The sequence below is a fragment of the Kaistia terrae genome (assembly GCF_026344005.1).
GTDB lineage: Bacteria > Pseudomonadota > Alphaproteobacteria > Rhizobiales > Kaistiaceae > Kaistia > Kaistia terrae.
The window spans coordinates 200,165-226,099 of sequence record NZ_JAPKNH010000003.1 but is presented as its reverse complement, the minus strand read 5'-3'; the positions used below and the strand labels follow the sequence as shown (position 1 = coordinate 226,099).

The window sequence follows — 25,935 nt, the reverse complement described above, 5'->3', positions numbered from 1 at the left end:
ACTGAGGGAGGAAACCTATAATGGCACTTACCACCTTTACCCGTCGCGGCCTGGCCATGCTGGCCGGCGTCGGTCTCGCAGCCCTGACGATCGGTCAGGCTGCGGCTGCCGATCCGGTTCGCATCGCTGCCGTCGTGCAGAGCCTCGACACGGAATTCAACGTGCTCTGGGCCAATGCCGCCAACCAGCATCCGCTGGTCAAGGACGGCACCGTCAAGCTGACCGTCCTCGACGGCCGCATGGACGCGCTGACCCAGTCGAACCAGTTCGACACCGCGATCAGCGAGAAGTATGACGCGATCGTCTTCGTGCCGGTCGACATCGACGCCGGCAACGATCCCGTGCAGCGCGCCAAGGATGCCGGTATCACCGTCATCGGCTCGAACACGCTGATCTCGAACACCGACCTCTACAACGCCTACATCGCCTCGAACGACATCGAAGCCGGTAAGCTGCTGGCCAAGTCCGTGTTCGACAAGATGGGCGGCAAGGGCAACGTCGTCATCGGCGAAGGCATGATCGGCCAGTCGGCCCAGGTGCAGCGCCTTCAGGGTATCGAAGAGACCCTTAAGGACTATCCGGACATCAAGGTTCTCGAGCAGAAGACCGCCAACTGGTCGCGCGCCGAGGCCCTGTCGCTGATGGAAAACTGGCTGACCGCCCATGCCGGCCAGATCAACGGCGTCATCGGCGAGAATGACGAGATCGCCATCGGCGCGCTCGAAGCCATCAAGGCGCACGGCCTCGACCCGAAGACGATCCCGGTCGCCGGCGTCGACGGCGTCACCGACGCTCTGCTCGCGGTCAAGCGCGGCGAGATGATGTCGACGCTTCAGGACGCCGACGCACAGGCCCAGGGCGCCATCGACCTGGCGCTTGCTGCCAAGCAGCCCGACTACAAGCCGCAGGCCAAGGTCTGGGACGTCAATGGCGGCAAGCTGGCCTGGGAAGGCGGCAAGCAGCAGCATTACTCCGTGCCGTGGATCCCGGTCACGCTCGACAACGTCGACGCCCTTCTCTCCATGCGCAAGACCCAGTAATCAAGCGCAGCGCACTGTCGCTGCGTGTACGCCAAGGGGAGGCGGTTTCGACCGCCTCCCTCTACTCCGGTCGAAAGGCCTAACGACCTTTCGCTTTGGAGCCTCCAAGTCGTTTCAGAATGAGTCCCAGATCTTGGCAACCCCTCAATCCGTCCGCTACCTCAACGAAATCCGGGCGCTCAATGCGTTGTTTCGCAGCGGGGGAATGAGCCGGGCCGATCTGGCGCGCATGCTCGGCCTCAACCGGTCGACGACCGGCCACATCATCACCAATCTGATGGCCGATGCGCTCGTCGTCGAACTGCCGAATGGCGGTCGCGGCGAGAACGCCGCCAAGACCGGGCGACCGGGCATCAACATCGAGATCGATCCGGCCGGCGCGACCTTCCTGGGCGCCGAGATCGGCGTCGACCGGCTGACGGTCGTCGCCATCGACCTCTGCGCCAACGAGATTCGGCGCGTTTCCACGCCATTCCCGACCCATCAGCAGCCGCTGGAAGCGGGCATCGACCGCATCGCCGCGATGATCGGCGAAGTGATCGACGGCCTGCCGGACCAGGCGCAGATCCGTGGCCTATGCGTGACCTTGCCGGCGCTGCTCGATGCCGACGGCAAGGTGCTGAACGCGCTGATCATCGGCTGGCGCGACGTCGACCTGAAGACGCTGATCACGCAGCGTCTCGCCGCCCGTTTTCCGCAGCTGGAGCTGGCGGTCTCGATCGAGAACGACGCCAACGCCTTTGCCATCGCCGAAACCTATCGCGACACCTCGCACAGCGCCGAGACCGTCGCCTTCTTGCTGATCGAGAACGGCGCCGGCGGCGGCATCGTCATTGGCGGGCGGCTGTTCCGCGGCTCGTCCGGTTTTGCCGGCGAATTCGGCCAGATCGTGCTTGGCAGCGAGGGCTTCTATGCCGGCCGCCACAAGCCGGGTCATCTCGAAAGCTATATCGGCAAGGACGCCGTGCTGGCGCGCTATCGCGCCAATGGCGCCGAGGCTTCCGCCGATCTCGACCAGTTGATCGCGGCGCTGGAAGCCGGCGATCCGGCCGCGATCCGCACGGCGCGCGAATGGGGCGGTGGCCTCGCCATCGGCCTGATTCAGCTTTCGAGCGTGCTCAACCCCGGCGTGATCATCCTCGGCGGCACGGTGGCGCCGCTGTTCCGTTTCGTCGCGGAGGAAGTCGAGGCCGGCATGCGGCGCGAATTCCTCGAAGGCTTTCCGATGCCGAGGATAGAGGTCTCGGCGCTTGGCCTGGAAGGGCCGGCGCTCGGTGGCGCGCTCATCATGCATCAGCGCATGTTCTCCATCGACGAGAGCGCGATCTATGCGAGCGCGCAGCCGATCACTTTGTTTCAGACGTGACGTGGGCTTTCGGCCCTGTATGGAGATCGATGGATAGGGATCTGCTTACTTACCTCTCCCTGAGGGAGAGGTCGGAGCGAAGCTCCGGGTGAGGGTTTAGGGAACTATCCGGTGAGGCCGTAAACCCTCACCCGCCGGCCTTCTGCCGTCGACCTCTCCCTCAGGGAGAGATGAAGAAATACGAGCCTGTTGGACGCAAAGCTAACCTGCTCCAGGCGGGCGAGCCCAGGGAGGGGCGAAGAGTATGATTGAAGGCAAGATCGTCACTATCGGCGAGATCCTCGTCGAGATCATGGCGACCACGCTCGGCCATGGCTTTCTCGAGGCCCAGACCCTGATCGGTCCGTTCCCGAGCGGGGCGCCGGCGATCTTCATCGACCAGGTCGGCAAGCTCGGCCATCCGGCGGCGATCGTCTCGGCCGTCGGCGACGATGATTTCGGCACCGTCAATCTCGACCGGCTCAAGCAGGACGGCGTCGACGTCTCGGCCGTCGCCATCCATCCGGGGGCGGCCACCGGCAGCGCGTTCGTCCGCTATCGCCCCGATGGCGGCCGCGATTTCGTCTTCAACATGCGCGACAGCGCCGCCGGCCGCATCGACGCGACGCCGGAGGCGCAGGCCGTGCTGGCCGAGGCGGGGCACCTGCACGTCATGGGCTCCGGCCTGCCGGTTCCGGCCGTGTTCGGCATGGTCAGCGCGTCGATCCCCGCCATCAAGGCGCGCGGCGGCACGGTATCGTTCGATCCCAACATCCGCGTCGAGATGCTGCGCGATCCCGCCGGCAAGGCGGCGTTCCAAACCGTGCTGGCGGCGACCGATCTGTTCCTGCCCTCGGGCGAGGAGCTGTCGCTGTTCTCCGGCGAGGCCGACGAGGGCCGCGCCATCGCGGCGTTGCTCGATGCCGGCGTCCAGGAAATCGTGCTGAAGCGCGGCAAGGCCGGTGCCAGCCATTTTGACCGAAACGGCCGGACCGACGTTCCCGGCTTCGTCGTCGAGGAGATCGACCCGACCGGCGCCGGCGACAGTTTTGGCGCCACCTTCCTCGTCGCCCGACGCCTCGGCAAGCCGGTCGAGGATTGCCTGCGCTATGCCAACGCCGCCGGCGCGCGCACCGTCACCGTGAAGGGACCGATGGAGGGCACCTCGTCCTTCGCCGAACTCGACGCCTTCATTGCCGCGACGCCGGTGGGAGCTGCCTGATGAGCCTTCTGACCGAACTCGCCCGCGATTATCAGGCTGGCCGCACTCAGGGCATCACCTCCGTCTGCTCGGCCCATCCCTCGGTTATCCGCGCGACTTTGCGCGAGGGTCTGCGCACCAATACCGTCGTGCTGATCGAGGCGACCTGCAATCAGGTCAATCACGAGGGCGGCTATACCGGCATGAGGCCGGCCGACTTCCGCCGCTTCGTCGAAGGCATCGCCGCTGAGGTAGGCTTCGACACGACGAAGCTGATCCTGGGCGGCGACCATCTCGGTCCCAATCCGTGGCGCAGCCTGCCGGCAGAGGAGGCGTTGGCCAAGGCCGAGATTATGGTGGCGGCCTATGTTGCCGCCGGCTTCACGAAAATCCATCTCGACGCCAGCATGGGCTGCGCCGGCGAGCCGGAAGGCCTCGACGACGAGACGACAGCGCATCGCGCGGCGCGGCTCGCGAAAGTGGCTGAGGCGACGGCGAAGGCGGACGGACTGACGCTGCCGGTCTACATCATCGGCACGGAAGTGCCGACGCCCGGCGGCGCCCTGCACGATCTCGACGATGTGCCGCCGACCCACGCCGACGCCGCGAAGAAGACCATCGCCACCCACCGTCGCGTCTTCGCCGAAGCCGGTCTGACCGAGGCCTTCGGCCGCGTCATCGGCCTCGTCGTGCAGCCCGGCGTCGAGTTCGGCCATGACAAGGTCGTGGTCTACCGGCCCGAGCGCGCGCGCGAGTTGATCGCCGTGCTCGGCGACGAGACGCAGTTCGTGTTCGAGGCGCATTCGACCGACTATCAGCCGGAAGCAGCCCTCGCGACGCTGGTCCGCGACGGCTTCCCGATCCTGAAAGTGGGCCCGGGCCTCACCTTCGCGCTGCGCCAGACGCTTTATGGTCTCGACCTGATCGCGTCGGAGTTGGATGCTTCCTATGGCGACCGGGCGCTGGCCAACGCCATGGAAGCGCTGATGCTGGCCGAGCCGAACTATTGGCAGCGCTATTATCCCGGCACGCCGGACGAGCAGCATGTGCTGCGCCATTACAGCTACAGCGACCGCATCCGCTATTACTGGCCGCATGAGCAGGCCGAGCGGGCCGTGGCAAAACTGATGGCGACGCTGAAGGGCCGGACGATCCCGGAACCGCTGGTTGCGCAGTTCTTGCCCGAGGATGCGGAAGCCGTGCGCAGCGGCGAATGCGCCGCCACAGCCGAGGCGCTGCTGGAGCGCGGCGTGACGCGGATGCTACAGCTTTATGGCCGCGCCTGCCGGCCGGGTTAGGCACGCATTGCCCTTCACCTCTCCCTCAGGGAGAGGTGAGGAAAGACGGACAGCCGATCCATACTTCACCCTGCGGTGCACGCTCCGTCGCCCCGGCGCAGGCCGGGGCCCATAAACACCGGCCATGGAAATGTGGGTCAGTTCTGCGATTTCGGCGGGCATGGATCCCGGCTTTCGCCGGGATGACGGGGAGGATGGCCGATCCAGTGCGTTACACAGAGCACAGCCGCGCTGCGTGCTTCGAGACGGCCCTGCGGGCCTCCTCAGCATGTTGAGGGTGAGGGCGGAAAGCTCTCAGGCAGAGACAATCCAACAAAACGAGGCGGCTCAGAACGCCTCGGGCAGCGGCAAAGCAATCCCTTGTGACGAAGCCCGAAAACCGCCACGCCGCGCCCAAAGAACACTCGTGCCTGCGCTAGGGCCCGCCTTAGCAGATGACGTTGGCGGTGCCGCCGGTGCCGATCGACTGGCAGCTGGTAAAGCTTCCGCTGGTCGAGGTCTGGTCCGTCTGGCAGCCGGCCAGGGACACCACGCAGAAAAGCAGAGCGAAAACGTGTCTCATGCTGTCCTCCACATGCAACCGCAGGTGCAGGATTATCGGCTTTGCCGGCAACGACTCAAGGACGGTTCCGTCAATCCATCGTGACCGGAACCGATGGCCCCGATCACGTTTCCGTCTGACAGTTTGCGGGCTGCCTCAGCCGCCCCGCTTGCGTAGCTCGTCAACCTGTTCCGGCGTCAGCGGGCGGGTTGCCTGGCCACGCAGCATGAGAAACAGCTTGGCCGTCTCCTCCAGTTCCTCGGTCGCGTACATCGCGTCTTCGAGGCTCTTGCCCGCGACGACGGGGCCGTGATTGGCGAGCAGCACGGCGTGGTGCTTGTCGGCCAGTTTTTCCACCGCCAGCGCCAGGCTCTCGTCGCCCGGCGGGTGATAGGGCACCAGCGGCAGCTTGCCGACCCGCATGATGTAATAGGCCGTCAGCGGCGGCAGGCAATCATGATGGTCGATGTGATGCAGGCAGGAGACCGCGACCGAATGGGTCGAATGCAGGTGGACCACCGCCTCGCAGGTCGGGCGTTGCTGGTACATCACCCGGTGCAGGAAGGCTTCCTTGGTCGGCTTGTCGCCGCCGACATGCTGGCCCTTGGCGTCGATCTTCGAGATTCTGGCCGGGTCGAGATCGCCGAGCGAGGCGTTGGTCGGCGTCATCAGCCAGCCGCCATCCGGCAGGGCTACCGAGATGTTGCCGGTCGAGCCGAAGGTGAGGCCGCGCTGGAACATCGAGGCGCCGCACTTGCAGATGCGCTCGCGAAGCGCGGATTCGGTTTGGGATGTCTGGCTCACGCGAGCGAACTCCATGCCTTGAGGAAGAAATCGGGCGTGCCGAAATTGCCTGATTTCAGCGCCAGCGCAACATCCGGCCCGGACCGGCTGCGCGTCCAGGGAACGCCGGGATCGATTTCCGGCCCGATCGACAGTGCCTTGACTCCGAGCGCGTTGACGACGGCGCCCGAGGTTTCGCCGCCCGCCACGAGCAGCCGGGTGAAGCCCTTTCCGGGCAATGCGGCGGCGACGCTGGCGAGGAGATCCTCGACCAGCGTGCCTGCCTTGTCGCGGCCGAGCTTTTCCTGGACGGCGCGCACGCTGTCGGGATCGTCGCTGGAATAGACCAGCGGCGTCGCGTCGGCAGGCTGCGACACCAGCCATTCGATCACGGATGCCGGCGTCAGCTTGCCCGAGGCGATCTCCAGCGGGTCGATCCGGAGCGTCGGCAGCCCGGCTTCCTGCGCTTTGGCAACCTGGCCGCGCGTCGCGGCCGAGCAGGAACCGGCCAGGATCGCGCCGCGACCTTCCGGGGCGGCGATCGAGGCGGCCGGCGGCGTCAGCCGATCGATCAGCCCGGCGTCGCGATAGGCGGTCGGCAGGCCGATGGCGATGCCCGAACCGCCGGTGATCAGCCTGACATCGACCAGCGCCTTGCCGATTTCGCGAAGGTGCGCGTCCTGCAGCGCGTCGACGATGGCGATCCGTTTGCCGGCCGCCTGCTCCCGCGCGAACGCCTCGGCGATGGCTTCGGCGCCCGCGTCGACATCGGCATAGGCGACAAGCCCGACCGGCAGTTCGGTCTGCCGCTGTAGCACGCGGCGCAGGTCGGAATCGCGCATCGGGGTCAACGGATGGTCGCGCATCGAGCTCTCGTTGAGCGGCACGCCATTGACGAAGAGATGGCCCTGATAGATCGAGCGGCCGGTCGCTGGAAAAGCGGGGCAGGCGATGGTGAAGCCGGCATCGAGCCGCTTCAGCAGCGCCTCCGCCACCGGGCCGATATTGCCCTCGTCGGTCGAATCGAAGGTCGAGCAATATTTGAAAAACAACCGCTGCGCGCCATTCGCCAGCAGCCATTCTGCCGCTGCCAGCGACTGCGCGACGGCGTCTGCCGCCGGAATGGTGCGCGATTTCAGCGCGACGACGAGAGCGTCGACTTCCGTGAGGTCAAGATCGTCGCCGGGCAGGCCGGTGCTCTGCACCGTGCGCAGGCCCTCGCGCGACAGCATCAGCGAGAGGTCCGTCGCGCCCGTCAAATCGTCGGCGATGCATCCAAGCAGCATGCGGTCATGTCCTTGCAGGAGAGGTCAGGCTTTCGCGCGGAGCGGAGCGTCGCCGGGAAGGGGATTGGATGTTGCAATGCAAGACACTTTCGCCCTCCCATGGGCTTGACGGCAGCCGCTCCGGCTCGGCAAGTAGTGCCTACTGTTAGCGCTGTCATCGAGATTCCGCAATCAATGACAGCGCTATCATATTGGACGCTTTGCGCGGCAGGGCTTCCGGCTGAAAAGGATGACGGGATGGCGACGACGGATAGTTCGGGAGCACAGCTCTCGGTCATCGGCCTGGGGTCGATGGGATATGGCATGGCGCAATCGCTGGCCAAGGGAGGCTTCGCCGTTACCGGCTTCGATACGCGGCCGGACGTGGTGGCGAAATTCGCCGCCGAGCATGGCGCCGGCGCCGTTTCGCTGGCCGAGGCTGCCGCCACGGCCGACATCCTCGTCATCGTCGTCGTCAATGCCGACCAGACCCAGCAGGTGCTGTTGGGCGAGGGCGGATTGCTCGCCTCGGCCAAGCCGGGTGCTGTCATCGTCTCCTGCGCCACGATGGCGCCTGAGCGGGCGCGGGCGCTGGCAGAAGCCGTCGAGGCGACCGGCCGCCACTATGTGGACGCGCCGATTTCCGGCGGCGCGACGCGGGCGGCGGAAGGCGCGCTGACCATGCTGGTCTCCGGCCGGCCAGAGGCGATCGCCAAGGCGCGTGGCGCGCTCGACGCCATGTCGGCCAAGCTCTATCTGCTCGGCGACGAGTCGGGCATCGGCGCTTCCTTCAAGATCGTCAATCAGTTGCTGGCAGGCGTTCACATCGCCGCCGCTTCCGAGGCGATCGTTTTCGCCAAGCGGCTCGGACTCGACATCGCCAAGGTGTATGAGGTGATCACCGCTTCGGCCGGCAATTCCTGGATGTTCGAAAACCGGATGCCGCATGTGCTGGAAGGCGATTATTCGCCGAAGAGCGCCGTCGAGATTTTCACCAAGGACCTCGGCATCATCGCCGACATCTCGCGCAGCGAAAAGTTTGCGACGCCGATCGCATCCTCGGCGCTGCAGATGTTTCTGATGACCGCCGCCGCCGGAATGGGCAAGGATGACGATGCCTCGGTCGCGCGCCTCTATGCGATGATCGCCGGCCTCGACCTGCCCGGCGCACCCGCCTCTGACAAGGACTGAGTTTCGATGCCGCGTTTCGCCGCCAATCTCTCGATGATGTTCAATGAGTGGTCGTTCCTCGATCGCTTTGCCGCCGCCGGCGATGCCGGCTTCAACGCGGTCGAGTTTCTGTTTCCCTATGATTTCTCGCCGGAGGACGTGGCCGGCAAGCTGAAGGCGGCCGGCCTCGAGCAGGCGCTGTTCAACCTGCCGCCGGGCGACTGGGCCGCTGGCGACCGCGGCATCGCGGCGCTGCCGGGTCGACAGGACGAGTTCCGCGCCTCGGTGATGAAGGCGCTCGACTATGCGCTGGCGACCGGCGTGAAGCGACTGCACATGATGGCTGGCCTGGCGCCGAGCGGCTCTGCCGAGGCGGGCGAACGCTATCGCGATGCCGTGCGCTTCGCCTGCGCGACGTTGGCGCCGCACGGCATCGACCTCCTGCTGGAGCCGATCAACCGTCGCGACATGCCGGGTTACTTCCTCAACGATTTCGGCATGGCGGCCGGGATCATCGAGGAACTGGGCCTGCCCAATCTCAAGCTCCAGTACGACATCTATCACCGCCAGATCCTGCATGGCGACGTGATCAAGAGCCTGGAAGCGCTGCTGCCGATCACCGGTCATGTCCAGATCGCCTCCGTGCCGCTGCGCAACGAGCCGGGAACTGGCGAACTGAATGATTTCCGTGTCTTCGACGAGCTTGACCGGCTCGGCTATGCCGGCTTCGTCGGCTGCGAATACCGCCCCGCCGGCGCGACGCTGGACGGCCTCGGCTGGATGAAGCAGACGACGCTGCGCTGAGGATTTCGGCGGATTGAGACGACAGGCCGGGGCAGGCGACTGCCCCGGCCTTTTTGTTTTGGCCGCCGGGCGAGGGGGGAGCGACCGTCCATTCAACTACTGCAGCGCCCCTTGCCGTCCCTGCCTCGCATGCTCCCAAACCCTCGCCGTCATCCCGGACGCAGCGGAGCGGAGATCCGGGACCCATGCGGCCGTGATTTCGGGAGGTTTTGCGCGGTCAGTGCCTCGGCTGAATGGGTCCCCGGTCAAGCCGGGGATGACGGCGAGGGTGGGGCGGGCGGGTTGTGTCGCTGGTTTGGCGCCTACCGGCCGTCCATTCGCCAGCTCTGCCGCTCTCGCGGTCCCTGCCGCCGCTCCTGTCATCCCTTGTCGTCTCGTGCGCCCTGCGCCCCACCCTCGCCATGCCGCGTCCCCCAAACGAAAACGGGGCCGGAGGTTCTCCTCCGGCCCCGTTTCTATCCTGCGATCGCCAAGGTCAGGCGGCGGCGGGCGCCTTGCCGGTGGCGCGGGCCGCCGCGCTGTCGACCATGATCTTGTGCATGCGGCGACGCTGCAATTCGCGGTCGGCGATGACGCCGAGCATGATCACCGCGCCCATGACGGTGTAGTTCAGCGAGCTCGGGATACCCAGCATGTTGACGAGGTTCTGCAGCACCTGCAGCAGCACTGTGCCGAGGAAGATGCCCAGGATCGACCCCTCGCCACCGCGCAGCGAACAGCCGCCGAGCACGGCCGCCGCGACCGCATAGAGCTCGTAGAAATTGCCATGCGCCGAGGGCGAGACCGACTGCGTGTAGAACACGAAGAAGATCGCCGACAGGCCGGTCAGGAGGCCCGCGATCGAATAGGCGGCGGTGATGACCAGCTTGGTCGGAATGCCGGAGAAGCGGGCGGCTTCCTCGTTCTTGCCGACCGCGAACAGGTAGCGGCCGAATACCGACTTGTGCAGCACGACCGACATGATCAGGCAGACGGCGACGAAGAAGATGAAAGCGTTCGGGACCACGCCGACGCGGCCCGACACCAACCATTCCAGCGTCTCATAGCCGCTGCCATAGCCGAAGCCGGCGGTGGAATCGGCGGTGTAGTAGCGCGCCAGGCCGCGGTAGATCAGCAGGCCGCAGAGGGTGACCACGAAGGGCTGCAGCCGGAGTTGCGTCACAAGCAGGCCGTGGATCGTGCCGAGGATGACGCCGCCGCCGACCGTGATCAGAAGGGCAATCGGCCAGGCGAGTTCGTGGTTGACCAGCAGGTCGAGGAAGATGATGCCGAGCAGGGCGAGCATCGAGCCGACCGACAATTCGATGCCGCCGGTGATGATGACCACGCCGACGCCGATGGCGAACAAGCCGAACAGGCCGATCTGGTTGGCGAGGTTGGTGAGGTTGATCTGCGAGATGAATTGCGGATTGAGCACCGCCGTGATCGCGCCGATGACGAGGATCAGCAGGAAGAGACCAAGTTCTTTCCTAAGCATGTTCGATGGCTTCCTGTTGGATCGTTCCACCGACGGCGAGCGTCAGCACGTTATGTTCGGAGAATTGATTGCGTTCGAGATGGCCGGAGACGTGGCCTTCATGCATGACGATCATGCGGTCGCTGACGCCCAGCACCTCTTCCATGTCGCTTGAGATCATAAGGATGGCGACGCCGGCGTCGGAGAGTTCGCGCATCAGCGCGTAGATTTCGCTCTTGGCGCCGACGTCGATGCCGCGTGTCGGCTCGTCGAAGATCACCACATTGGGCTGCATCGACATCCATTTGCCCAGCACGATCTTCTGCTGGTTGCCGCCGGACAGGGTGAGGGCGATCGTGTCGACATCGGGCGCCTTGATCTTGAGCTTGCGCCCCTGTTCCTCGGCGACCTTGTGCTCGGCGGCGGTGTCGACCAGCGTCATCCGCGCATAGCGGGGCAAGCTGGCGAGCGTGATATTTTCCGCGATGGGCAGGTCTAGGACGAGACCGGAGCGCTTCCGGTCCTCCGGTGCCAGATAGATGCCGTGGGCGATGGCGGAGCGGACGTCGCCGAGTTTCACCGACTTGCCGTCGATCGTGACGCGTCCGCCCAGCGCCGGATCCACGCCGAAAATGGCCTGTGCCACCTCGGTGCGACCGCAGCCGACCAGACCGGCCAGCCCGACGATCTCGCCGCGGCGGATCTTGAACGACACCTTGCTGTTGGAAAAGGCGGTGGTGACGAGATCCTCGACGACCAGGCCCTGGTCGCGCGGTTGCTGCTTGGGCGGAAGATAGAGCGATTTCAGCGATCGACCGATCATCAGCCGGATCATCGCATCATGGGTGATCTCCCCGCGATCGAGCGAGCCGACGCGCTGGCCGTCGCGCAGGACCACGACGCGGTCGGCGCAGGCCATGACTTCGGAAAGGCGGTGCGAGATGTAGATGACGCTGACGCCTGATTCGCGCAGTTCGCCGATCACCTTCAGCAGCCGCTCCGTCTCCGTCAGGGTGAGGGAGGAGGTCGGCTCGTCCATGATGATGACGCGGGCGTCATAGGAGAGCGCCTTGGCGATCTCGACCATCTGGCGTTGCGCGATCGAAAGGTCCTCGACCAGGGCGCGGGCGTTGAAATCGACGCCGAGCCGGTCGAGCAACGGCTGGACCCTGGCCCGCAGCGCCTTCTGGTCGATCAGCTTCATGAAGCCGCCGAACCGGGGCTCGCGTCCGATCAGGACATTGCCCGCGACGTCGAGATTTTCGAAGAGGTTGAGTTCCTGGTGGACGAAGGCGATGCCGGCGCCGGTCGAGCTGTTGACCGTAAGCGACGCGTGTTCGACGTCGTCGATCCGGATCGTTCCGCCGCTCGGGGCAACGACGCCGCCGAGGATCTTCATCAGGGTGGATTTGCCGGCGCCGTTTTCGCCAATCAGTCCGAGCACCTCGCCAGAATTGACGGTGAGGTCAACGCCGCTGAGGGCGGTCACGCCCGGATAGGTCTTGGTGATGGCCCGTAATTCGAGAATTTGTTCTGTCATCATGCCCGCGAGATGAACGTCCGGGTCTCACCCCGGCCCGCATGTCGATCCATCGCATCCCAGGCCGGCCGAAGCCGGCCTGGGATGCGTGCGCAATCGGGCGTTACTTGCCGAGCACCTTCTTCAGGTTTTCGCCGAATTCCTTGACGTTGGCCTTGTCGACGATCTGCGTCGGGACGATCTGCAGCTTGTTCTCGGGGATGACCGACTTATCGCCTTCGATGATCTTCGCCATGTTGATCATCGACTGGTAGCCGAACTCGTAGGGCTGCTGGACGACGGTGCCGTCGATCACGCCTTCAGCGATGCCCTTGAGCGTCTGCTGGTCTTCGTCGAAGCCGACGATCTTGACCGAGCCGGCCTTACCCAGCGACTTAACAGCGTTGTAGATCTGCGGGGTGTTGTAAGCCCACAGACCGACCAGCAGGTCGATATCCGGGTACTTCGTCAGCGTGTCCTCGACGTTCGCCTTGGCCTTGGCCTGGTCGCCGCCGTCGGTACGGATGTCGATGATCTCGATCTTGGTGCCGGCGATGGCTTCCTTGAGGCCCTGGGTGCGTTCGCGGGCATTGGCGGCGTCCATGGTGCCGACGAACAGCATCGCCTTGCCGCCATCCGGCAGAGCCTTCTTCATCAGCTCGCCGGCCTGGCGGCCCGCGGCGACGTTGTCGGTGCCGACATACATCAGGCGGTTCGAATTCGGCGCGTCGGCGTCATGGGTGATCAGGACGGCCTTGGAGGCGACTTCGTTGAGAATGGCGGTCGAATCGTCCGGATTGACCGGGCTGATGGCGACGCCGGCAACGCCGCGAGCGAGCAGATCCTCGAGGATCTTCTTCTGGGCGGCAGCGGACATTTCGCCGGGGATGTAGAATTCGATGTTATAGTTCGGCAGCTCAGCCTGGGCCTTGTTGGTGCCGGCGCGAGCAATCGTCCAGAAGTCGGCCGGTACGTTCACCACGAAGGCGAGCGTTTTCTTGTCGGCCGCGAAGGACGGCTGGGTGGCGGTCAGCGCCAAGGCAATAGCCGACGACGCAATGATCAGGGAACGCCTGTTGAAGATGTGCATGGTTTCCTCGCCCTTTGATAGTTTCAATTTGTTTTTTGAATGTGTGGAAATAAGCAGGCGATAAGGCCTGCAATGCATCCATTGCCGAACGCGAACGGATCCTCGGTCCTTCGTGTCGCGCGGATCGATGTTCTGCCGATCCGCATGCCGGGCTTTACTGGCTATCGAGGGCCTTTTTCCTTGCAAACCCATCGATGGATGGGCGCCTCCAGCTTGGAAAACTCTCTCTAAGCAGTACAACTCCTTCGGCGACCTCCCTTGTGGAAGCGGCCGGTCAGATGTTGCTCAATCCTGACGTAACGCCTTGTTTAAGTTCGATGATCCTATACGCGATCTCCCTTACGCTATTGTGCGATGAATAGCGTCGTCAAGCGCAAAAGTGCAGCAGAACATTATGAAAGGGACCGCGTTGACTATTTTGACAGCGCTGTCATAGTTTGGCGCTGAAGCTCGCGTTTCGACGAGCGGACAGGGAGGAATAGATGTCTGAAGACAAGCATTCCAAGTCGCGTCGTGATTTTTTCCGCACCGCTGGCGTCACCGCCGCCGGTAGCGCAGCCGCCATGCTTGGCGGTCTGGGAATCAGTCCTGCCATGGCGCAGGAAATGGTCGCGGCGACAGGCCGTTCCGAGAAGCCGCTGAAGGCGGCCTTCTCCAATGCAGGCCTGCAGGCTACCTGGTGCGCCCAGGGCAAGCAGGCTGCCGAGTTCTGGGGCAAGCTTTTCAACGTCGAGGTTACCTGGTTCGATGGCCAGCTCGACGCCGTCAAGCAGCGCGCCGCCATCGACAACATGGCATCGCAGAAGTGGGATTTTGTCGGTATCCAGGCTTTCGGCATCGGCACGCTGATCCAGCCGGTCCAGAAGATGATCGATGCCGGCATTCCGATCATCGAAATGGACACGCTGATTGCTCCGCCGGACAAGATCAGCGTCCATAGCTTCCTCGCCCCGAACAATGAGTTCATGGGTGCCTCGGTGACCCAGGCGCTCGTGCAGAAGCTCGGCGGCAAGGGCAAGATCATCATGACCCAGGGCGCGCTCGGTCATTCCGGCGCTCAGGGCCGTGCCAAGGGCTTCAAGTCGGTGATCGATGCCAATCCCGGCATGGAAGTGCTCGACGACCAGCCGGCCGATTGGGACGTCACAAAGGCCTCGCGCCTGTGGGACACCTATCTGACGAAGTACCCGCAGATCGACGCGGCTTTCTTCCATAATGACGACATGGCGCTCGCCGCCTACAATGTCATGAAGTCGCGCGGCCGTACCGACATCCTGATCGGCGGCGTCGATGCCATGCCGCCGGCAATCGCTGCGGTTGCCGATGGCCGCATGTATGCCACGGTTCGCAATCCGTCCTCCCGCATCCATGGTGGTGCGATCATCGCGGGCGTCGCTGCCGTGACGGGCGGCGAGAAGAGCGGCGAGGGCATTCCCAAGCATATCGTTACCGACGGCCCGGTCGTCACCAAGGAAAATGCCGCCGGCATGCAGTGGATGCAGAACCACTTCCTGATCTGATCGGCACGAAACGCGGCGGCTCCGGCGGGTCTGAAACCCCGGCCGGAGCGCCCGCAACGGCTCGATGCGCAGCCTGACGGTCGGAGCACTCCGGCCGTCATCGCGGCCATGCGAAGCGTTCCCAGCCGCGAACGGGTGAATTTGATGACGACTGAATCTCAAGATCCGTCCAGCGACGTGCCTCGCCTGCAGATGTTGGGCATCTCCAAATCATTCGGCGGTGTTGCCGCCCTGCGCGAAGTCGATTTCACGCTTCGCGCCGGCGAAATCCACGGCCTCGTCGGCGAGAACGGCGCCGGCAAGTCGACGATGATGAAGATCATCGCCGGCGTTCATACCGGCTATGAAGGCAAGATGCTGATCGACGGGAAGGAAGTGCATTTCCGCTCCGCCCGCGATGCGCTCGCCGCCGGCATCGGCATGGTGCACCAGGAACTGAGCATCATGCCGGACCTGACGGTGGGCGAGAACGTCTATCTCGGCAAGCAGCCGGTGACAGCGGCCGGCATCATCGACTGGCGCACCATGATGACGGGCGCGCATGACCAGTTGAAGAGCCTCGGCATCGACGTTGATCCGAAGACGCGCATGGGCGACCTGCCGATCGGATTGCAGCAGTTGATCGAATTGGCGCGGGTCATCTTCTCCGGCGCGCGCATCATCATTCTCGACGAGCCGACATCGGCCTTGTCGCCGCCTGAAGTGCAGCTGCTTTTCAATGTCTTGAAGGGCGTGCGCGCCAGCGGGCGCAGCATCGTCTTCATCTCGCATTTCCTCGACGACATCCTGTCGATCTCCGACACCGTCACGGTCTTCCGCAATGGCCGGCTGATCGTGACCCATTCGGTCGAGGGCATCGACAAGGGCTGGTTGATCGAACGGATGATCGGCGCCGGTCATCAGGATCTTGAAGAGAGCTATACCGGCACTATCACACTCGCCTCGAAGCCGGGACTGCCCGTCGTGCTTGCGGCGGAGAATCTGGGTTTTGGTCGCGCCTATGTCGACGTCAACTTCGACGTGAAGGCCGGCGAGATCCTCGGCATCTACGGCTTCATGGGCTGCGGCCAGATCGAGCTGGCACGCACCCTGTTCGGCAAGATCAAGGCGGATACGGGAACGCTGGCCATCGATGGGCGCAAGCGGCGGCTGCGCAACACGACGCAGGCGCACGATGCGGGCATCGCCTTCGTGCCGGAGAACCGGCGCTCGATGCTGTTCTACGAGCAGCCCGTCTACAAGAATGTCTCGATCAGCATCCTCGGCCGCATCTCGCGCCTCTGGCTGAAGCCGAACGTCGAGCGCTCGATCGCGCGCAAGCATGTCGAGAGCCTGAGCATCCGGCCGCCGCGCGCGGAAGTGGCGCTGGGCGCGCTGTCCGGTGGCAACCAGCAGAAGGTGGCGCTCGCCAAATGGCTGACCCACCGCCCCAAGGTGCTGGTGCTCAGCGAGCCGACGCGCGGGATGGATGTCGGCGCCAAGGACGATGTTGTGAAGATCGTCCGGGCGCTGCGCGACGAGGGCCTCGCCGTCATCGTCGTTTCGGCCGAGCCGGAAACCGTCCTGTCGCTCGCCGATCGCGTCCTCGTCATGAAGAAGGGACGCATCGTGCGCGAATTCACCAATGAGACGATCAGCAAGGATCGGCTGCTGGAAGCCGCCTGAGAAGGATTTGACATGACGTTTCAGCAAGCCAGTACGGCGCGCGCCTCCAAATCGAGCCTTTTCCTGCGCAGTCAGATGCGCAATATCGCCCCGTTTGCGACCCTGCTCCTGCTGTTGATCTTCTTCAGCATCGCCAGCCCATCCTTCGCCACCATCGACAACGCTTCGAATATCCTCACCCAGATTTCGGTGACGGGCATCATGGCGGTCGGCCTGACCTTCGTCATCCTGTGCGGCGAGATCGATCTTTCGGTGGCCTCGGTCGCCAATGCTACCGGCATCGTAGTTGCCTATTTCACGCTGCAGGAAAGCTATGTGAACATCGCCAACATTCCGGTCGCCGGCTGGCTGGCGGTCATCCTGGCGCTGGCCGCCTGCACGGGCCTCGGCCTGGTCAACGCCTTCGGCACCACGGTCATCGGAATTCCTTCCTTCATCATGACGCTTGCCATGATGCAGATCGGCGCCGGCATCTGCGCGCTGCTGGTGCGCGGCCAGATCGCCTACAATGTGCCGGAAATCGTCTCGACGCTCGGCGCCAGCAATGTCGGGGGCTTTCCAACCATCGCGCTCGTGCTGATCGCTTTCCTGGTCGCGGGCCATGTGACGCTGACCTACACCCGCTTCGGCCGCTACATCTACATGGTCGGCGGCAACCGCGAAGCGGCCGAGTATTCCGGCGTCAACGTCAAGCTGATCCTGGGCGCGGCGCTGGTGATCTGCGCCGTCTGCTCCGGCATCGCCGGCATGGTCGGCGTCGCCCATTTCGGCAGCGCCCAGCAGAATGAGTTTGACGGCTACCTGCTTGACGCGATCGCGGCGGTTGTCGTCGGTGGCACCAGCCTGTTCGGCGGTCGCGGCGGCATCGGCAACACGATTGTCGGCCTCTGCGTGCTCGGTGTTCTCAACAATGGCCTCGATCACATCCAGATCGACAGCTTCCTGAAGATCTTGATCCGCGGCTTGATCCTGCTCGCTGCCCTGATCGTCAACGTCTACGTGCAGAACATCCGCAGCGTGGAACGCGCCGAGGGCTGAGCAGATGCGGTTTGAGGAATATCCTGGAATGACAAAAGGAAAGCGACGTTGACGTCAGACTCATCCTACCAACCGCGCTATGGGGCCGCCTATCCGAGCCTGGTGGACAGCGTCGTGCTGATCACCGGCGGCGGCAGCGGCATCGGCGAGGAAATCGTCCGCCAGTTCGCCCGCCAGGGTTCGAAGGTCGGCTTCATCGATATCGTCGAGGAGCCGTCCCGCAAGCTCGTCGAGGAGCTAACGGCCGAAGGACATACGGTCCATTTCGAGAACGCCAACCTGACCGACATCGCCGCGACGCAGGCCGCGATCGGCCGGATCCGGGACGCACTCGGCCCAATCGCGATGCTGGTCAACAATGCCGCGCATGACCAGCGCGCGACGATCGACGAAGTCACGCCGGAATTCTGGGATGAGAAGCAGGCCGTCAACCTGAAGCACCAGTTCTTCTGCTCGCAGGCGGTCTACAAGGACATGGCGGCGCTGGGTGGTGGCTCGATCGTCAATGTCGGCTCCTTTGCCTACATTGCCGGTGTGGAGGGGCTCACTCCCTATCTGGCGGCGAAGTCCGGCATTATCGGTCTGACGCGCGGATTGGCGCGCGAACTTGGCCCGCACAACATCCGCGTCAATTGCGTCCTGCCGGGCTGGATCATGACCCAGCGCCAGCTGGACCTCTGGGTCACGCCCGAAATCGAGCAGGCGATTTTCACTCGGCAATGCCTGAAGCGGAAGATCTATCCGGCCGATATCGCCCGGGTGATCATGTTCTTCGCCTCGGACGAATCCGGCGCCTGCACCAACCAGAGCTATGTCGCTGACGGCGGCTGGACATGATCTGAGGCGCACACGCGCAATGCGGACGCGGCGATCCATGATAAGGAGCCGCGTCCGGCCTCGTCGGGCGTCTCAAGTCTGGATGGCGTCGTCTCTATGAACGTGAAGAACTCCTACACCCTGGCCGATGTGGCGATGCGCGCCGAAGTCAGCGAGATCACCGTCTCGCGGGTGCTTCGCAACAAGGCTTCCGTCGCCGACAAGACGCGCGAACGCGTGCTCGCCGTCGTGCGGGAGATGGGCTATGTGCCGAATCGCGTTGCCGGAACGCTGGCTTCCTCCGGCTCCAATCTGATCGGCGTCGTGCTGCCGTCGCTCTCCAACATTGTCTTTCCGGACGTTCTGCGCGGCATCCATGCGTCGCTCGCCTCGTCCGGCTACCAGCCGGTCGTCGGCGTTACCGACTACGACATGAACGCCGAGGAGGAGTTGGTCGCGTCGCTGCTCTCCTGGCAACCGGCGGCGATGATCGTTTCCGGACTGCATCATACGGACTACACCGTGGCGATGCTGAAGCGCTCGGGTGTGCGCGTCGCCGAGCTGATGGATATCGATTCCCCGCCGCTCGATATCGCCGTCGGCATGTCGCACCGGCAGGCCGGCTACGACACGGCACTGCATCTCTTCAAGCGCGGCTATCGCCGCTTCGGCTATGTCGGCCATGACCGCAAGCGCGACGAGCGCGCGGCCCGTCGCTACGAAGGTTTTCGCGAGGGGCTTCAGGCGGTCGGCTTGTCACTCGTCGGCGAGGCGACGTCGGAAGGGCCAAGCTCGACCCAGGCCGGGCGCGAATTGCTCGCCCAGTTGCTGGCCCGGCACCGCGACCTCGACGTCGTGGCTTTTTCCAACGACGACATGGCGGTCGGCGGCGTGTTCCATTGCTTCGCCGCCGGTATCAAGCCGCGCGAGGATCTGGCGCTGTTCGGCTTCAACGGCCTCGACATTGGCCAGGCCTTGCCGCAACCGCTCTCGACGATCCTTTCGCGCCGCTTTCTGATCGGCAAGACGGCTGCCGAGATGATCCTGGCTAGCCCCGATTATCCGGGCAAGCCGACGATCTGCGACACCGGCTATGACATTCTCGAGGGCGAGACGGCCTAGACCATTTCCGATCGTGGGGCCTTCCGGCCACCGTGCTGAAGTCCCTTGTCAGGGCTTGGCCTTCTCGATCGAGGCGATCTTGTTGTCGGGGCGCATGGTCAGATCGTACTGAACGTAGCGCGTGCCGTCGTCGCAGGTCACCCGAACGACGCGTCGCGACGGCAGGGATTGCTTTTCATTGACCGCCATATGGCTGACCTTGTCGCACCAATGGCCCGCTTGGCGAATGGCCCTTCCGGCCTGACGCTCCAGCATCGTGGCCTGTGCCAGGGTCGGGAACGCGATCGCTATCAGTGCCAAGGCAAGGATCGTGAATTTCATGGTTTCCTTCCGGGTCAATTGAGGGCTCGCCCTAGCGACAGCGCACGCTCGACGAGGCGGCGCCGGGCGAAGATAAGGATAGCACGAAAAGGCTTGATTCCGCTGCGGCAAGTATTGGCGATCAGTGGTGCATGAATGCCTTGAACCAGTCCACCGCGAAGTAGGGGCCAAGGCCCCACAACAACACCCAGCCGGCAGCGCCGATGGTGTTGGCCACCAGAAAGCGTGGCCATGGCATTGAGACGGCGCCCGCGATCAGTCCGTTCAACTGCCGGAGCACGGCAACGAAGCGCGCCGTCATCACGATCCAGATGCCGCGCTGCTGAAAGAGCGTCTCAAACTTGCCGAGGCGTTCCGGCGTCAGCCGGATCCAACCGCCATAGCGCAGCAGCAAGGGCCGTCCGCCGAAGTGGCCGATGGCATAACCCGTGCTGTCGCCGAGCACCGCGCCGCAAAATGCGCCGATCAGCGCATGGGCGAGGTCGACATCGCCGCGTGCGGCCAGTGCCGCGATGGCGATCAGGGCGCTTTCGCCCGGTAGCGGGGCGCCGAGTGCTTCGAAATAGATGATGACGAAGATGGCAAAGCTGCCATAGGCCGCGATGTAGGGTTCGATCAGCGTCAGACCATCCTGCAACCAATGCATCCACGCCTGCCTTCCAATGTGCCGGACTCAGGGAGCAATCTGCCCGCCCCTGGACAATCTGCCAGCCCTGCTGCCGTCATTCCAGTGGGATAGGTGTGTACTTGGCGCCCGCTCATCTTTTTGCTTGGTAGTGGAGCGCAATACCGGGCAAGTTGATCGTACGAGTCTGTAGACTTTGTGTGTGACTCGGAGGGAGAATGGCCTCTCTGGCGATGCATATGCCCAATGCGGAGATCTGGAAAGCGGGACTTCGTACCGCTGTGGCTGGCGGGCTCGCCTTTGCCATCGCCCAGATATTCAATCTCCCGCAAGGATACTTGGCCGTCCTGACGGCGATTGTCATCATGCAAACGCGCGTCGGCGCCTCGCTGAAGGCTGCCGCCGATCGTGTGCTGGGCACCCTCGTCGGCGCGGCGTTCGGTTTCGTCGTCGCCATGCTTACCCCGGTGACGCCAGCGTGGACGCTGCTTGGCCTGCTGTTTTCGATCGGCGTGCTGGGCATGCTGGCCGCCGCTCGGCCGAATTACCGTGTCTCGCCGATGACCGCCGCCATTCTGCTGATTAGTACGCCGTCGCATGAGATCGCTATGATCTCGGCGACGCATAGGGTCGTCGAGATCATGATCGGCTGCGCTGTCGGCGTTCTCGTTTCGCTGGCTGTGGCTCCGGCGCGGTCGGATACGATCCTGCGTTCCGAGACCAATCACGTGCTGACGCTTCTGGCGCAGATGATCGGTTTGGCGGTCGCGGGCCAGACGCGGCAATCGCAAGATGAGGCGATCTCGAAGATCAGCGAACAGATCTATGCCTCGTACGGCAAGATCGACACGCTCGCCAAGGAGGCTCGCGAGGAACATGCCAGCCATGTTTCGCACGGCGCGCTGGATCTCGATCGATTGCGGCTTTGCCTGCGCGACCTCCGTACCTCGACCTTCGTCCTCCGCCGGGTAACCCGGCAGCATTGGCCGGCATCGCTCGGCGACGCGATGGTCGCGCCGACCCAGGCGGTCACCGACGCGATCCGAACTTATCTGGTAGCAGTTGGCGACGCACTATCCGCTCAGGCCGTTCCGCCGCCTGCCGACAGTCTCGAGGACGCCTTCGCGACGTTTTCGGCGGCGAAGCGCAGTCTTGTCGGACACGCCAGTCCGACGGGCGCGGGGGCTGAGGGGGCGGTCGTTGCCAATGAGGACACTGGGGAAAGTGCGTCGGCTTATATAGGCAACTATTCCTTTGCCCTGGAGCAGGTCCGCTATTCGATCGAGAAGCTTGCCGAATGCGTCTCCGACGCGGCGGATACACCTGAAAAGTCTTGAAGATACCTCGCTGGGAGGCGTTACGAATGCGTCCGTTGGATGTGATGTGGGTGGGGATTGGCGGCGGCTTTGGATCGCTGTTGCGCTGGTGGATCGGGCGCGTTGTGGGGGAGCGCTATCACGGCAGCTTCCCGCTCGCGACCTTCCTGATCAACATCTCCGGCGCCTTCGTCATCGGCTATCTATCCGTGCTCTTTTCCGTCGACTGGCGCGACCGCTTCGGCAGCGTCCTGAACGCCGGCGTGCTCACGGGCATCCTCGGCGGCTATACGACCTTCAGCAGCATGCAGCTGGACGCGGCGAAGCTCGCCGGATCGGGCAGGGGACAATTGGCGCTGGGCTACATGCTGCTCTCGGTCGCGGTCGGCCTCATCGCCGCCGCGCTGGGCGCAGCTCTCGCACGGCTGCAGGGTTAGGGAGAAAAGGGATGATCAATCTCGTCATCCTCGTTTTCGTCGGCGGCGCGCTCGGCGCCATGGCCCGCGAATTCCTGATGCTCGGCGTGCCAGACCTGTCGGACGGCTTCCCCATGGCGATCCTCGTCGCCAACGTCGTCGCCGCCTTCCTGCTTGCCGTCGTCACTGGCTTGCACAAGCGGCGCGCTGTCAGCGACGACGTCAACACCCTGGTCGGCACCGGAATCATGGGCGGATTGTCGACCTTCTCCAGCTTCGTCTATGGCGCGGTTGTGCTGATGACAGCGTCCGCCTCGGGCGCCGCGGTTGCCATACTCTACGTGCTGGTCAGCCTGGTGCTTGGCTATGGTGCGGTGCTGCTCGGCCTGAAGCTTGGTGAGCGCGGCACTCCCGAACAGCGGTAGCGCGCGGGAACCCGTGTCCCGCCTCGCTGGAAGACGCTTCAGGCGATCGTCGGCGGGGCGCTGACCGGTTCGGCGTGGCGCGGATGCGGCAAGATCCAGGGTTCTTCGACCGGCATCAGCGTCGATTGGGCAAGCAGGCGAATGCTTGTCTCATATTCCGCCCGCAAGGCGATGAACGCGTTCCGGCATTCCTCCTTATCGGGCTTCGTGGGCAAGCCTATCTCGGTCAGCCGGTCGAACAGATGGTTGAAATGCTCGATCAGGTTTGGATCCACGCTCTTGTGGGTCCAGGCATCGGCCGGGATTTTGGGATTGAGTTCAATCGCCAGGCGCTTGAGGGCGGCGCAACCGATCTCGCGGCAGATGCGCGCCGATTCCGTATGCTTGGGGTCGAGGCACGCCGTCAGGAGTGAAGTGGAATCCAGCACCGCGGCGGCAGCGCCTACCCAACTGGTGCCGCGATAGATCGCCGGCACATAGACGAGGATCGGCGCGATCGAATGTGTTTCGAGCACGCCGCGGAACCATTGTTCCCAATCTTCCCAAACCTCGCTGTGGCGCTCGATCTGGCCGCTGCGCTGCAGGGATTCGAGCAGGCTGGAGGTCGTGGGGCGGCGGCCCGTCCGGGCATAGAGCCAGCCGACCTTGCGCTCGCGAATCTGGACGCTCGCCTGGTAACCAGGCACGAAGGTGAACATCAGAATGACGACGGCAAGACCGATCGCCGCCTCGAAGACGGCGAGGAGTTCGCCGAGAAGGGTCGGCGGTGTCTTGAATCCGAGCGTGCTGAGGGCCGACCCGCTGGCCGTGAACGCATAGCCCCAGTTTGGCTCGATCCGCAGTCCCCACAGGATCAGCATGAAGGATAGCTGCACGAGAAGAAACCAGAGCGCCACCGCGAAGAAGATGAACAGGGGAAGCACCCAGGCTTGAATGCGCTGTGTTTCCTCGTAGTCCTTCGTCCTCCTGGCTAGAGCATGGGCGATCGAGACCGCGCCGAGACGGGCGATCTGCTCGACGAAATCACGCTCCCGGCGGTTGATCAGAACGACCCGTACGATCGACCGGAAATAGAGGTGGAGCGCGACCAATCCGAGAAGGATGGCCAGGATATGAATCACGGTATCCATCGTCGTCTTTCCATGCGTTTCGCGACAAGTCCGGGAACCGGCAGAACTCGGAATTCAGGGTGCCGGCGGTCTGGATGGCGATGATTTGGATGCAAGCGGTGTCGAAGGTGCGTTTCCTTTGATGGCACCGCCCAGGATCTGCGGATGCCATCGTGGCCCTCCATAGGGTCGAATCGTTTCATGGAAACAATACAACGCTCTAACTCCTTGCTGAATCGCGTTTTCTTCACGCGAACCGGCATCCACTCCGCTTGAAAACGCTGTAGGCGCAGAGGAACCGGATGGATGCCTGCGGTTTTGGCTCGCTTCCATGATGCCGTCGGTCTGTTCGGACAGCGTGCGCCTCATGGGCACCGTCATCAGTCGCGGAACGGTAGCGCGACCGGGGCTGGCTCCCATGCGCAACCCCATGGCCTAAAACGAAAATTGGCGGCGGCGCTGTGAGCGCCGCCGCCAAGAATGGCGATCCAAGAGGAACGGACGCGGCCCTTCGGCCGCGACGTGCTAGCTCGTGAAGAACTTCTGCGTGCCGTGCGCCTCGATGGCGCCGGCGACGCGCGCCAAAGCGTGGACATAGGCTGCGCTACGGATCGTGATGCCGCGATCCTGAGCGAGGTTCCACACGGCGCGACCTTCGCGATCCATGGTCTCCTGCAGGCGCGAGCGAACTTCCTCGGCCGTCCAGTAGTAGCCCTGGCGGTTCTGAACCCACTCGAAGTAGGAGACGGTGACGCCGCCGGCATTCGCGAGGATGTCGGGCAGGACGACGACGTTCTTCTCGGCCAGGATGACGTCGGCTTCCGGGGTGATCGGGCCGTTGGCCAGTTCGAGAACGACGCGCGCCTTGATGTCGGCTGCGTTGTCCTTGTGGATCAGGTCCTCGAGGGCTGCCGGCACCAGGATCTCGCAATCAACGGCGGTGATCTGGTCGGCGTCGATTGCCTTGATACCATCCGTGCCGGCCAACTGAAGGACCGAGCCGGTCTTCTTGGCGGCGAGCAGCTTGGCGACATCGAGGCCGGCGTCGTTGTGGATCGCGCCCTTCGAATCCGAGACGGCGACGATCTTGTAGCCATCGGCGCCGAGCAGGCTGGCGATGTGCTGGCCGGCATTGCCGAAGCCCTGGATCGCGACGCGGGCGCCCGGCGTCAGGCCGAGTTCGGAAGCGAGGTTGCGAACGAGGTAGTAGCCGCCGCGAGCGGTGGCGTCGTCACGGCCGAGCGAGCCGCCGAGCGAGATCGGCTTGCCGGTGATGACGGCCGGCGTCGACTGGCCGACGATGGAGGCATATTCGTCCGCCATCCAGCCCATGATCATCGAGTTGGTGTAGACGTCGGGGGCGGGGATGTCGCGATCCGGGCCAACGATCTTCGAGAAAGCCTGCATGTAGGCGCGCGACAGGCGCTCCAGTTCTGCCTTCGAAAGCGAATGTGGGTCGACGCGGACCGCGCCCTTGCCGCCGCCATAGGGCAGGTTCATGACGGCGCACTTCATAGTCATCCAGAAGGCGAGCGTCTCGACTTCCTCGATGGTCGAATCCGGATGGAAGCGGATGCCGCCCTTGGTCGGGCCGCGCGTGTCGTCATAGCGGCAGCGCCAGGCCATGAAGGATTTGCGCGAGCCGTCATCCATGCGGATCATCAACCGCACCTTGGTGGTTTCGCGCGGATATTTGAGCTTTTCGAGAACGTCGCCGTCCAGGTGCAGATGGGCTGCAGCTTCGTCAAGGCGCGTCAGGGCCTGGTCGAGCATGGTGGCGTCGGTCATCCCGGCATCGCTCCGCTTATTGCTTGTCATGGTTTTCCCCGATTGGGTTATCGCCGGGGTTATGGGCCCTCGGGGAGCGGAGGGCAATATTTTGTGACGCAATTTGAGGCAATTGTGTCGTTTTTTGCGCTGCTTACTGCCTATCAGTGAATCATGTTGCTGATGATGTGGGCTGATTGGCTCAATCGGTCAAAACGCAGGGGAAGTCTGCCTGTTCCTGCGAGCCGAAAAGATGTGCATTGCCTAGAATCGCGGCAATATG

23 protein-coding genes and 1 pseudogene are annotated in these 25,935 nt (G+C 64.0%); 14 read left to right on the top strand and 10 right to left on the bottom strand.

Annotation, left to right across the window (positions count from 1 at the left end):
• The first annotated feature begins 20 nt into the window (after positions 1 to 20).
• From OSH12_RS10805 to OSH12_RS10790, 4 genes are all read left to right on the top strand, one after another.
• On the top strand, positions 21 to 1,040 hold the full coding sequence (locus OSH12_RS10805; protein WP_266343551.1) for a substrate-binding domain-containing protein: 1,020 nt from the start codon (positions 21 to 23) through the stop codon (positions 1,038 to 1,040).
• Between the two features lie 133 nt (positions 1,041 to 1,173).
• On the top strand, positions 1,174 to 2,406 hold the full coding sequence (locus OSH12_RS10800) for an ROK family transcriptional regulator (protein WP_266343550.1): 1,233 nt from the start codon (positions 1,174 to 1,176) through the stop codon (positions 2,404 to 2,406).
• Between the two features lie 244 nt (positions 2,407 to 2,650).
• A complete protein-coding gene (locus OSH12_RS10795) occupies positions 2,651 to 3,607 on the top strand; it encodes a tagatose kinase (protein WP_266343549.1) in 957 nt (318 codons plus the stop codon).
• Positions 3,607 to 4,884 (top strand): D-tagatose-bisphosphate aldolase, class II, non-catalytic subunit, encoded by a 1,278-nt coding sequence (locus OSH12_RS10790; RefSeq protein ID WP_266343548.1) that lies wholly within the window; start codon positions 3,607 to 3,609, stop codon positions 4,882 to 4,884. The genes OSH12_RS10795 and OSH12_RS10790 overlap by 1 nt, the downstream gene beginning before the upstream one ends.
• 427 nt (positions 4,885 to 5,311) lie before the next feature.
• Here OSH12_RS10790 and OSH12_RS10785 read toward each other — a convergent pair whose 3' ends face one another.
• From OSH12_RS10785 to otnK, 3 genes are all read right to left on the bottom strand, one after another.
• A complete protein-coding gene (locus tag OSH12_RS10785) occupies positions 5,312 to 5,446 on the bottom strand; it encodes a hypothetical protein (RefSeq protein ID WP_266343547.1) in 135 nt (44 codons plus the stop codon).
• A 135-nt stretch (positions 5,447 to 5,581) separates the two neighbouring features.
• The gene (otnC, locus tag OSH12_RS10780; protein WP_266343546.1) at positions 5,582 to 6,244 is read right to left on the bottom strand and encodes a 3-oxo-tetronate 4-phosphate decarboxylase; all 663 of its coding nucleotides are present in this window, start codon (positions 6,242 to 6,244) and stop codon (positions 5,582 to 5,584) included.
• Complete coding sequence (gene otnK / locus OSH12_RS10775) at positions 6,226 to 7,494, bottom strand: 3-oxo-tetronate kinase (RefSeq protein ID WP_266343545.1); 1,269 nt, start codon at positions 7,492 to 7,494, stop codon at positions 6,226 to 6,228. Before otnK ends, otnC begins: the two co-directional genes overlap by 19 nt.
• A 237-nt stretch (positions 7,495 to 7,731) precedes the next feature.
• Between otnK and ltnD the strand changes: the two genes are divergently transcribed.
• Positions 7,732 to 8,664 carry an L-threonate dehydrogenase gene (gene ltnD, locus OSH12_RS10770; protein ID WP_266343544.1) on the top strand — a complete coding sequence of 311 codons (933 nt, stop codon included), beginning with the start codon at positions 7,732 to 7,734 and terminating at the stop codon, positions 8,662 to 8,664.
• 6 nt (positions 8,665 to 8,670) lie between these two features.
• Positions 8,671 to 9,447 (top strand): 2-oxo-tetronate isomerase, encoded by a 777-nt coding sequence (gene otnI, locus OSH12_RS10765; RefSeq protein ID WP_266343543.1) that lies wholly within the window; start codon positions 8,671 to 8,673, stop codon positions 9,445 to 9,447.
• A gap of 475 nt (positions 9,448 to 9,922) precedes the next feature.
• Here the strand turns inward: otnI and OSH12_RS10760 are convergent, their stop codons facing one another.
• The 3 genes from OSH12_RS10760 to OSH12_RS10750 all read right to left on the bottom strand — a co-directional run bounded on the left by OSH12_RS10760 (position 9,923) and on the right by OSH12_RS10750 (position 13,512).
• Positions 9,923 to 10,924 carry an ABC transporter permease gene (locus OSH12_RS10760; RefSeq protein WP_266343542.1) on the bottom strand — a complete coding sequence of 334 codons (1,002 nt, stop codon included), beginning with the start codon at positions 10,922 to 10,924 and terminating at the stop codon, positions 9,923 to 9,925.
• Positions 10,917 to 12,443 (bottom strand): sugar ABC transporter ATP-binding protein, encoded by a 1,527-nt coding sequence (locus OSH12_RS10755; protein WP_266343894.1) that lies wholly within the window; start codon positions 12,441 to 12,443, stop codon positions 10,917 to 10,919. The genes OSH12_RS10760 and OSH12_RS10755 overlap by 8 nt, the downstream gene beginning before the upstream one ends.
• A 103-nt stretch (positions 12,444 to 12,546) precedes the next feature.
• The gene (locus OSH12_RS10750) at positions 12,547 to 13,512 is read right to left on the bottom strand and encodes a sugar-binding protein (RefSeq protein ID WP_266343541.1); all 966 of its coding nucleotides are present in this window, start codon (positions 13,510 to 13,512) and stop codon (positions 12,547 to 12,549) included.
• Positions 13,513 to 13,994: 482 nt separating this feature from the next.
• Here OSH12_RS10750 and OSH12_RS10745 point away from each other — a divergent pair, with 482 nt between their 5' ends.
• From OSH12_RS10745 to OSH12_RS10725, 5 genes are all read left to right on the top strand, one after another.
• Positions 13,995 to 15,032 carry a sugar ABC transporter substrate-binding protein gene (locus tag OSH12_RS10745; protein ID WP_266343540.1) on the top strand — a complete coding sequence of 346 codons (1,038 nt, stop codon included), beginning with the start codon at positions 13,995 to 13,997 and terminating at the stop codon, positions 15,030 to 15,032.
• A 144-nt stretch (positions 15,033 to 15,176) separates the two neighbouring features.
• Entirely contained in the window at positions 15,177 to 16,697 is a 1,521-nt protein-coding gene (locus OSH12_RS10740) for a sugar ABC transporter ATP-binding protein (RefSeq protein WP_266343539.1), read from the top strand.
• Between the two features lie 12 nt (positions 16,698 to 16,709).
• Positions 16,710 to 17,735, top strand: a complete 1,026-nt coding sequence (locus tag OSH12_RS10735; RefSeq protein WP_266343538.1) for an ABC transporter permease — start codon at positions 16,710 to 16,712, stop codon at positions 17,733 to 17,735.
• A gap of 48 nt (positions 17,736 to 17,783) precedes the next feature.
• Entirely contained in the window at positions 17,784 to 18,572 is a 789-nt protein-coding gene (locus tag OSH12_RS10730; RefSeq protein WP_266343537.1) for an SDR family NAD(P)-dependent oxidoreductase, read from the top strand.
• Between the two features lie 96 nt (positions 18,573 to 18,668).
• Entirely contained in the window at positions 18,669 to 19,673 is a 1,005-nt protein-coding gene (locus tag OSH12_RS10725) for a LacI family DNA-binding transcriptional regulator (protein ID WP_266343536.1), read from the top strand.
• 48 nt (positions 19,674 to 19,721) lie between these two features.
• On the opposite strand, the gene OSH12_RS10720 is transcribed toward OSH12_RS10725, so the two are convergent.
• Positions 19,722 to 19,994, bottom strand: a complete 273-nt coding sequence (locus OSH12_RS10720) for a hypothetical protein (protein ID WP_266343535.1) — start codon at positions 19,992 to 19,994, stop codon at positions 19,722 to 19,724.
• Between the two features lie 121 nt (positions 19,995 to 20,115).
• The gene (locus tag OSH12_RS10715; protein ID WP_266343893.1) at positions 20,116 to 20,619 is read right to left on the bottom strand and encodes a DedA family protein; all 504 of its coding nucleotides are present in this window, start codon (positions 20,617 to 20,619) and stop codon (positions 20,116 to 20,118) included.
• A gap of 218 nt (positions 20,620 to 20,837) precedes the next feature.
• Between OSH12_RS10715 and OSH12_RS10710 the strand changes: the two genes are divergently transcribed.
• The 3 genes and pseudogenes from OSH12_RS10710 to OSH12_RS10700 all read left to right on the top strand — a co-directional run.
• Positions 20,838 to 21,956, top strand: a complete 1,119-nt coding sequence (locus OSH12_RS10710; RefSeq protein ID WP_266343534.1) for an FUSC family protein — start codon at positions 20,838 to 20,840, stop codon at positions 21,954 to 21,956.
• A gap of 26 nt (positions 21,957 to 21,982) precedes the next feature.
• Positions 21,983 to 22,372, top strand: coding sequence for a fluoride efflux transporter CrcB (gene crcB, locus OSH12_RS10705; RefSeq protein WP_266343533.1), 390 nt, complete (start codon positions 21,983 to 21,985; stop codon positions 22,370 to 22,372).
• 11 nt (positions 22,373 to 22,383) lie between these two features.
• A pseudogene (locus OSH12_RS10700) lies at positions 22,384 to 22,755 on the top strand (CrcB family protein); the annotation flags it as partial.
• A 59-nt stretch (positions 22,756 to 22,814) separates the two neighbouring features.
• Here OSH12_RS10700 and OSH12_RS10695 read toward each other — a convergent pair.
• Positions 22,815 to 23,906, bottom strand: a complete 1,092-nt coding sequence (locus tag OSH12_RS10695; RefSeq protein ID WP_266343531.1) for a hypothetical protein — start codon at positions 23,904 to 23,906, stop codon at positions 22,815 to 22,817.
• A 504-nt stretch (positions 23,907 to 24,410) separates the two neighbouring features.
• Positions 24,411 to 25,673 (bottom strand): Glu/Leu/Phe/Val family dehydrogenase, encoded by a 1,263-nt coding sequence (locus OSH12_RS10690; RefSeq protein ID WP_266343892.1) that lies wholly within the window; start codon positions 25,671 to 25,673, stop codon positions 24,411 to 24,413.
• Positions 25,674 to 25,935 lie beyond the last annotated feature (262 nt).

What these genes read in the sequence shown, in the direction of transcription:
- crcB (WP_266343533.1), top strand. Translation starts at nt 21,983, where the DNA reads ATGCGTCCGTTGGATGTGATGTGGGTGGGGATTGGCGGCGGCTTTGGA.
- OSH12_RS10740 (WP_266343539.1), top strand. Translation starts at nt 15,177, where the DNA reads ATGACGACTGAATCTCAAGATCCGTCCAGCGACGTGCCTCGCCTGCAG.
- ltnD (WP_266343544.1), top strand. Translation starts at nt 7,732, where the DNA reads ATGGCGACGACGGATAGTTCGGGAGCACAGCTCTCGGTCATCGGCCTG.
- otnI (WP_266343543.1), top strand. Translation starts at nt 8,671, where the DNA reads ATGCCGCGTTTCGCCGCCAATCTCTCGATGATGTTCAATGAGTGGTCG.
- otnC (WP_266343546.1), bottom strand. Translation starts at nt 6,244, where the DNA reads ATGGAGTTCGCTCGCGTGAGCCAGACATCCCAAACCGAATCCGCGCTT.
- OSH12_RS10690 (WP_266343892.1), bottom strand. Translation starts at nt 25,673, where the DNA reads ATGACCGACGCCACCATGCTCGACCAGGCCCTGACGCGCCTTGACGAA.
- OSH12_RS10785 (WP_266343547.1), bottom strand. Translation starts at nt 5,446, where the DNA reads ATGAGACACGTTTTCGCTCTGCTTTTCTGCGTGGTGTCCCTGGCCGGC.
- OSH12_RS10735 (WP_266343538.1), top strand. Translation starts at nt 16,710, where the DNA reads ATGACGTTTCAGCAAGCCAGTACGGCGCGCGCCTCCAAATCGAGCCTT.
- OSH12_RS10710 (WP_266343534.1), top strand. Translation starts at nt 20,838, where the DNA reads ATGGCCTCTCTGGCGATGCATATGCCCAATGCGGAGATCTGGAAAGCG.
- otnK (WP_266343545.1), bottom strand. Translation starts at nt 7,494, where the DNA reads ATGCTGCTTGGATGCATCGCCGACGATTTGACGGGCGCGACGGACCTC.
- OSH12_RS10790 (WP_266343548.1), top strand. Translation starts at nt 3,607, where the DNA reads ATGAGCCTTCTGACCGAACTCGCCCGCGATTATCAGGCTGGCCGCACT.
- OSH12_RS10720 (WP_266343535.1), bottom strand. Translation starts at nt 19,994, where the DNA reads ATGAAATTCACGATCCTTGCCTTGGCACTGATAGCGATCGCGTTCCCG.
- OSH12_RS10745 (WP_266343540.1), top strand. Translation starts at nt 13,995, where the DNA reads ATGTCTGAAGACAAGCATTCCAAGTCGCGTCGTGATTTTTTCCGCACC.
- OSH12_RS10755 (WP_266343894.1), bottom strand. Translation starts at nt 12,443, where the DNA reads ATGACAGAACAAATTCTCGAATTACGGGCCATCACCAAGACCTATCCG.
- OSH12_RS10695 (WP_266343531.1), bottom strand. Translation starts at nt 23,906, where the DNA reads ATGGATACCGTGATTCATATCCTGGCCATCCTTCTCGGATTGGTCGCG.
- OSH12_RS10750 (WP_266343541.1), bottom strand. Translation starts at nt 13,512, where the DNA reads ATGCACATCTTCAACAGGCGTTCCCTGATCATTGCGTCGTCGGCTATT.
- OSH12_RS10725 (WP_266343536.1), top strand. Translation starts at nt 18,669, where the DNA reads ATGAACGTGAAGAACTCCTACACCCTGGCCGATGTGGCGATGCGCGCC.
- OSH12_RS10795 (WP_266343549.1), top strand. Translation starts at nt 2,651, where the DNA reads ATGATTGAAGGCAAGATCGTCACTATCGGCGAGATCCTCGTCGAGATC.
- OSH12_RS10760 (WP_266343542.1), bottom strand. Translation starts at nt 10,924, where the DNA reads ATGCTTAGGAAAGAACTTGGTCTCTTCCTGCTGATCCTCGTCATCGGC.
- OSH12_RS10805 (WP_266343551.1), top strand. Translation starts at nt 21, where the DNA reads ATGGCACTTACCACCTTTACCCGTCGCGGCCTGGCCATGCTGGCCGGC.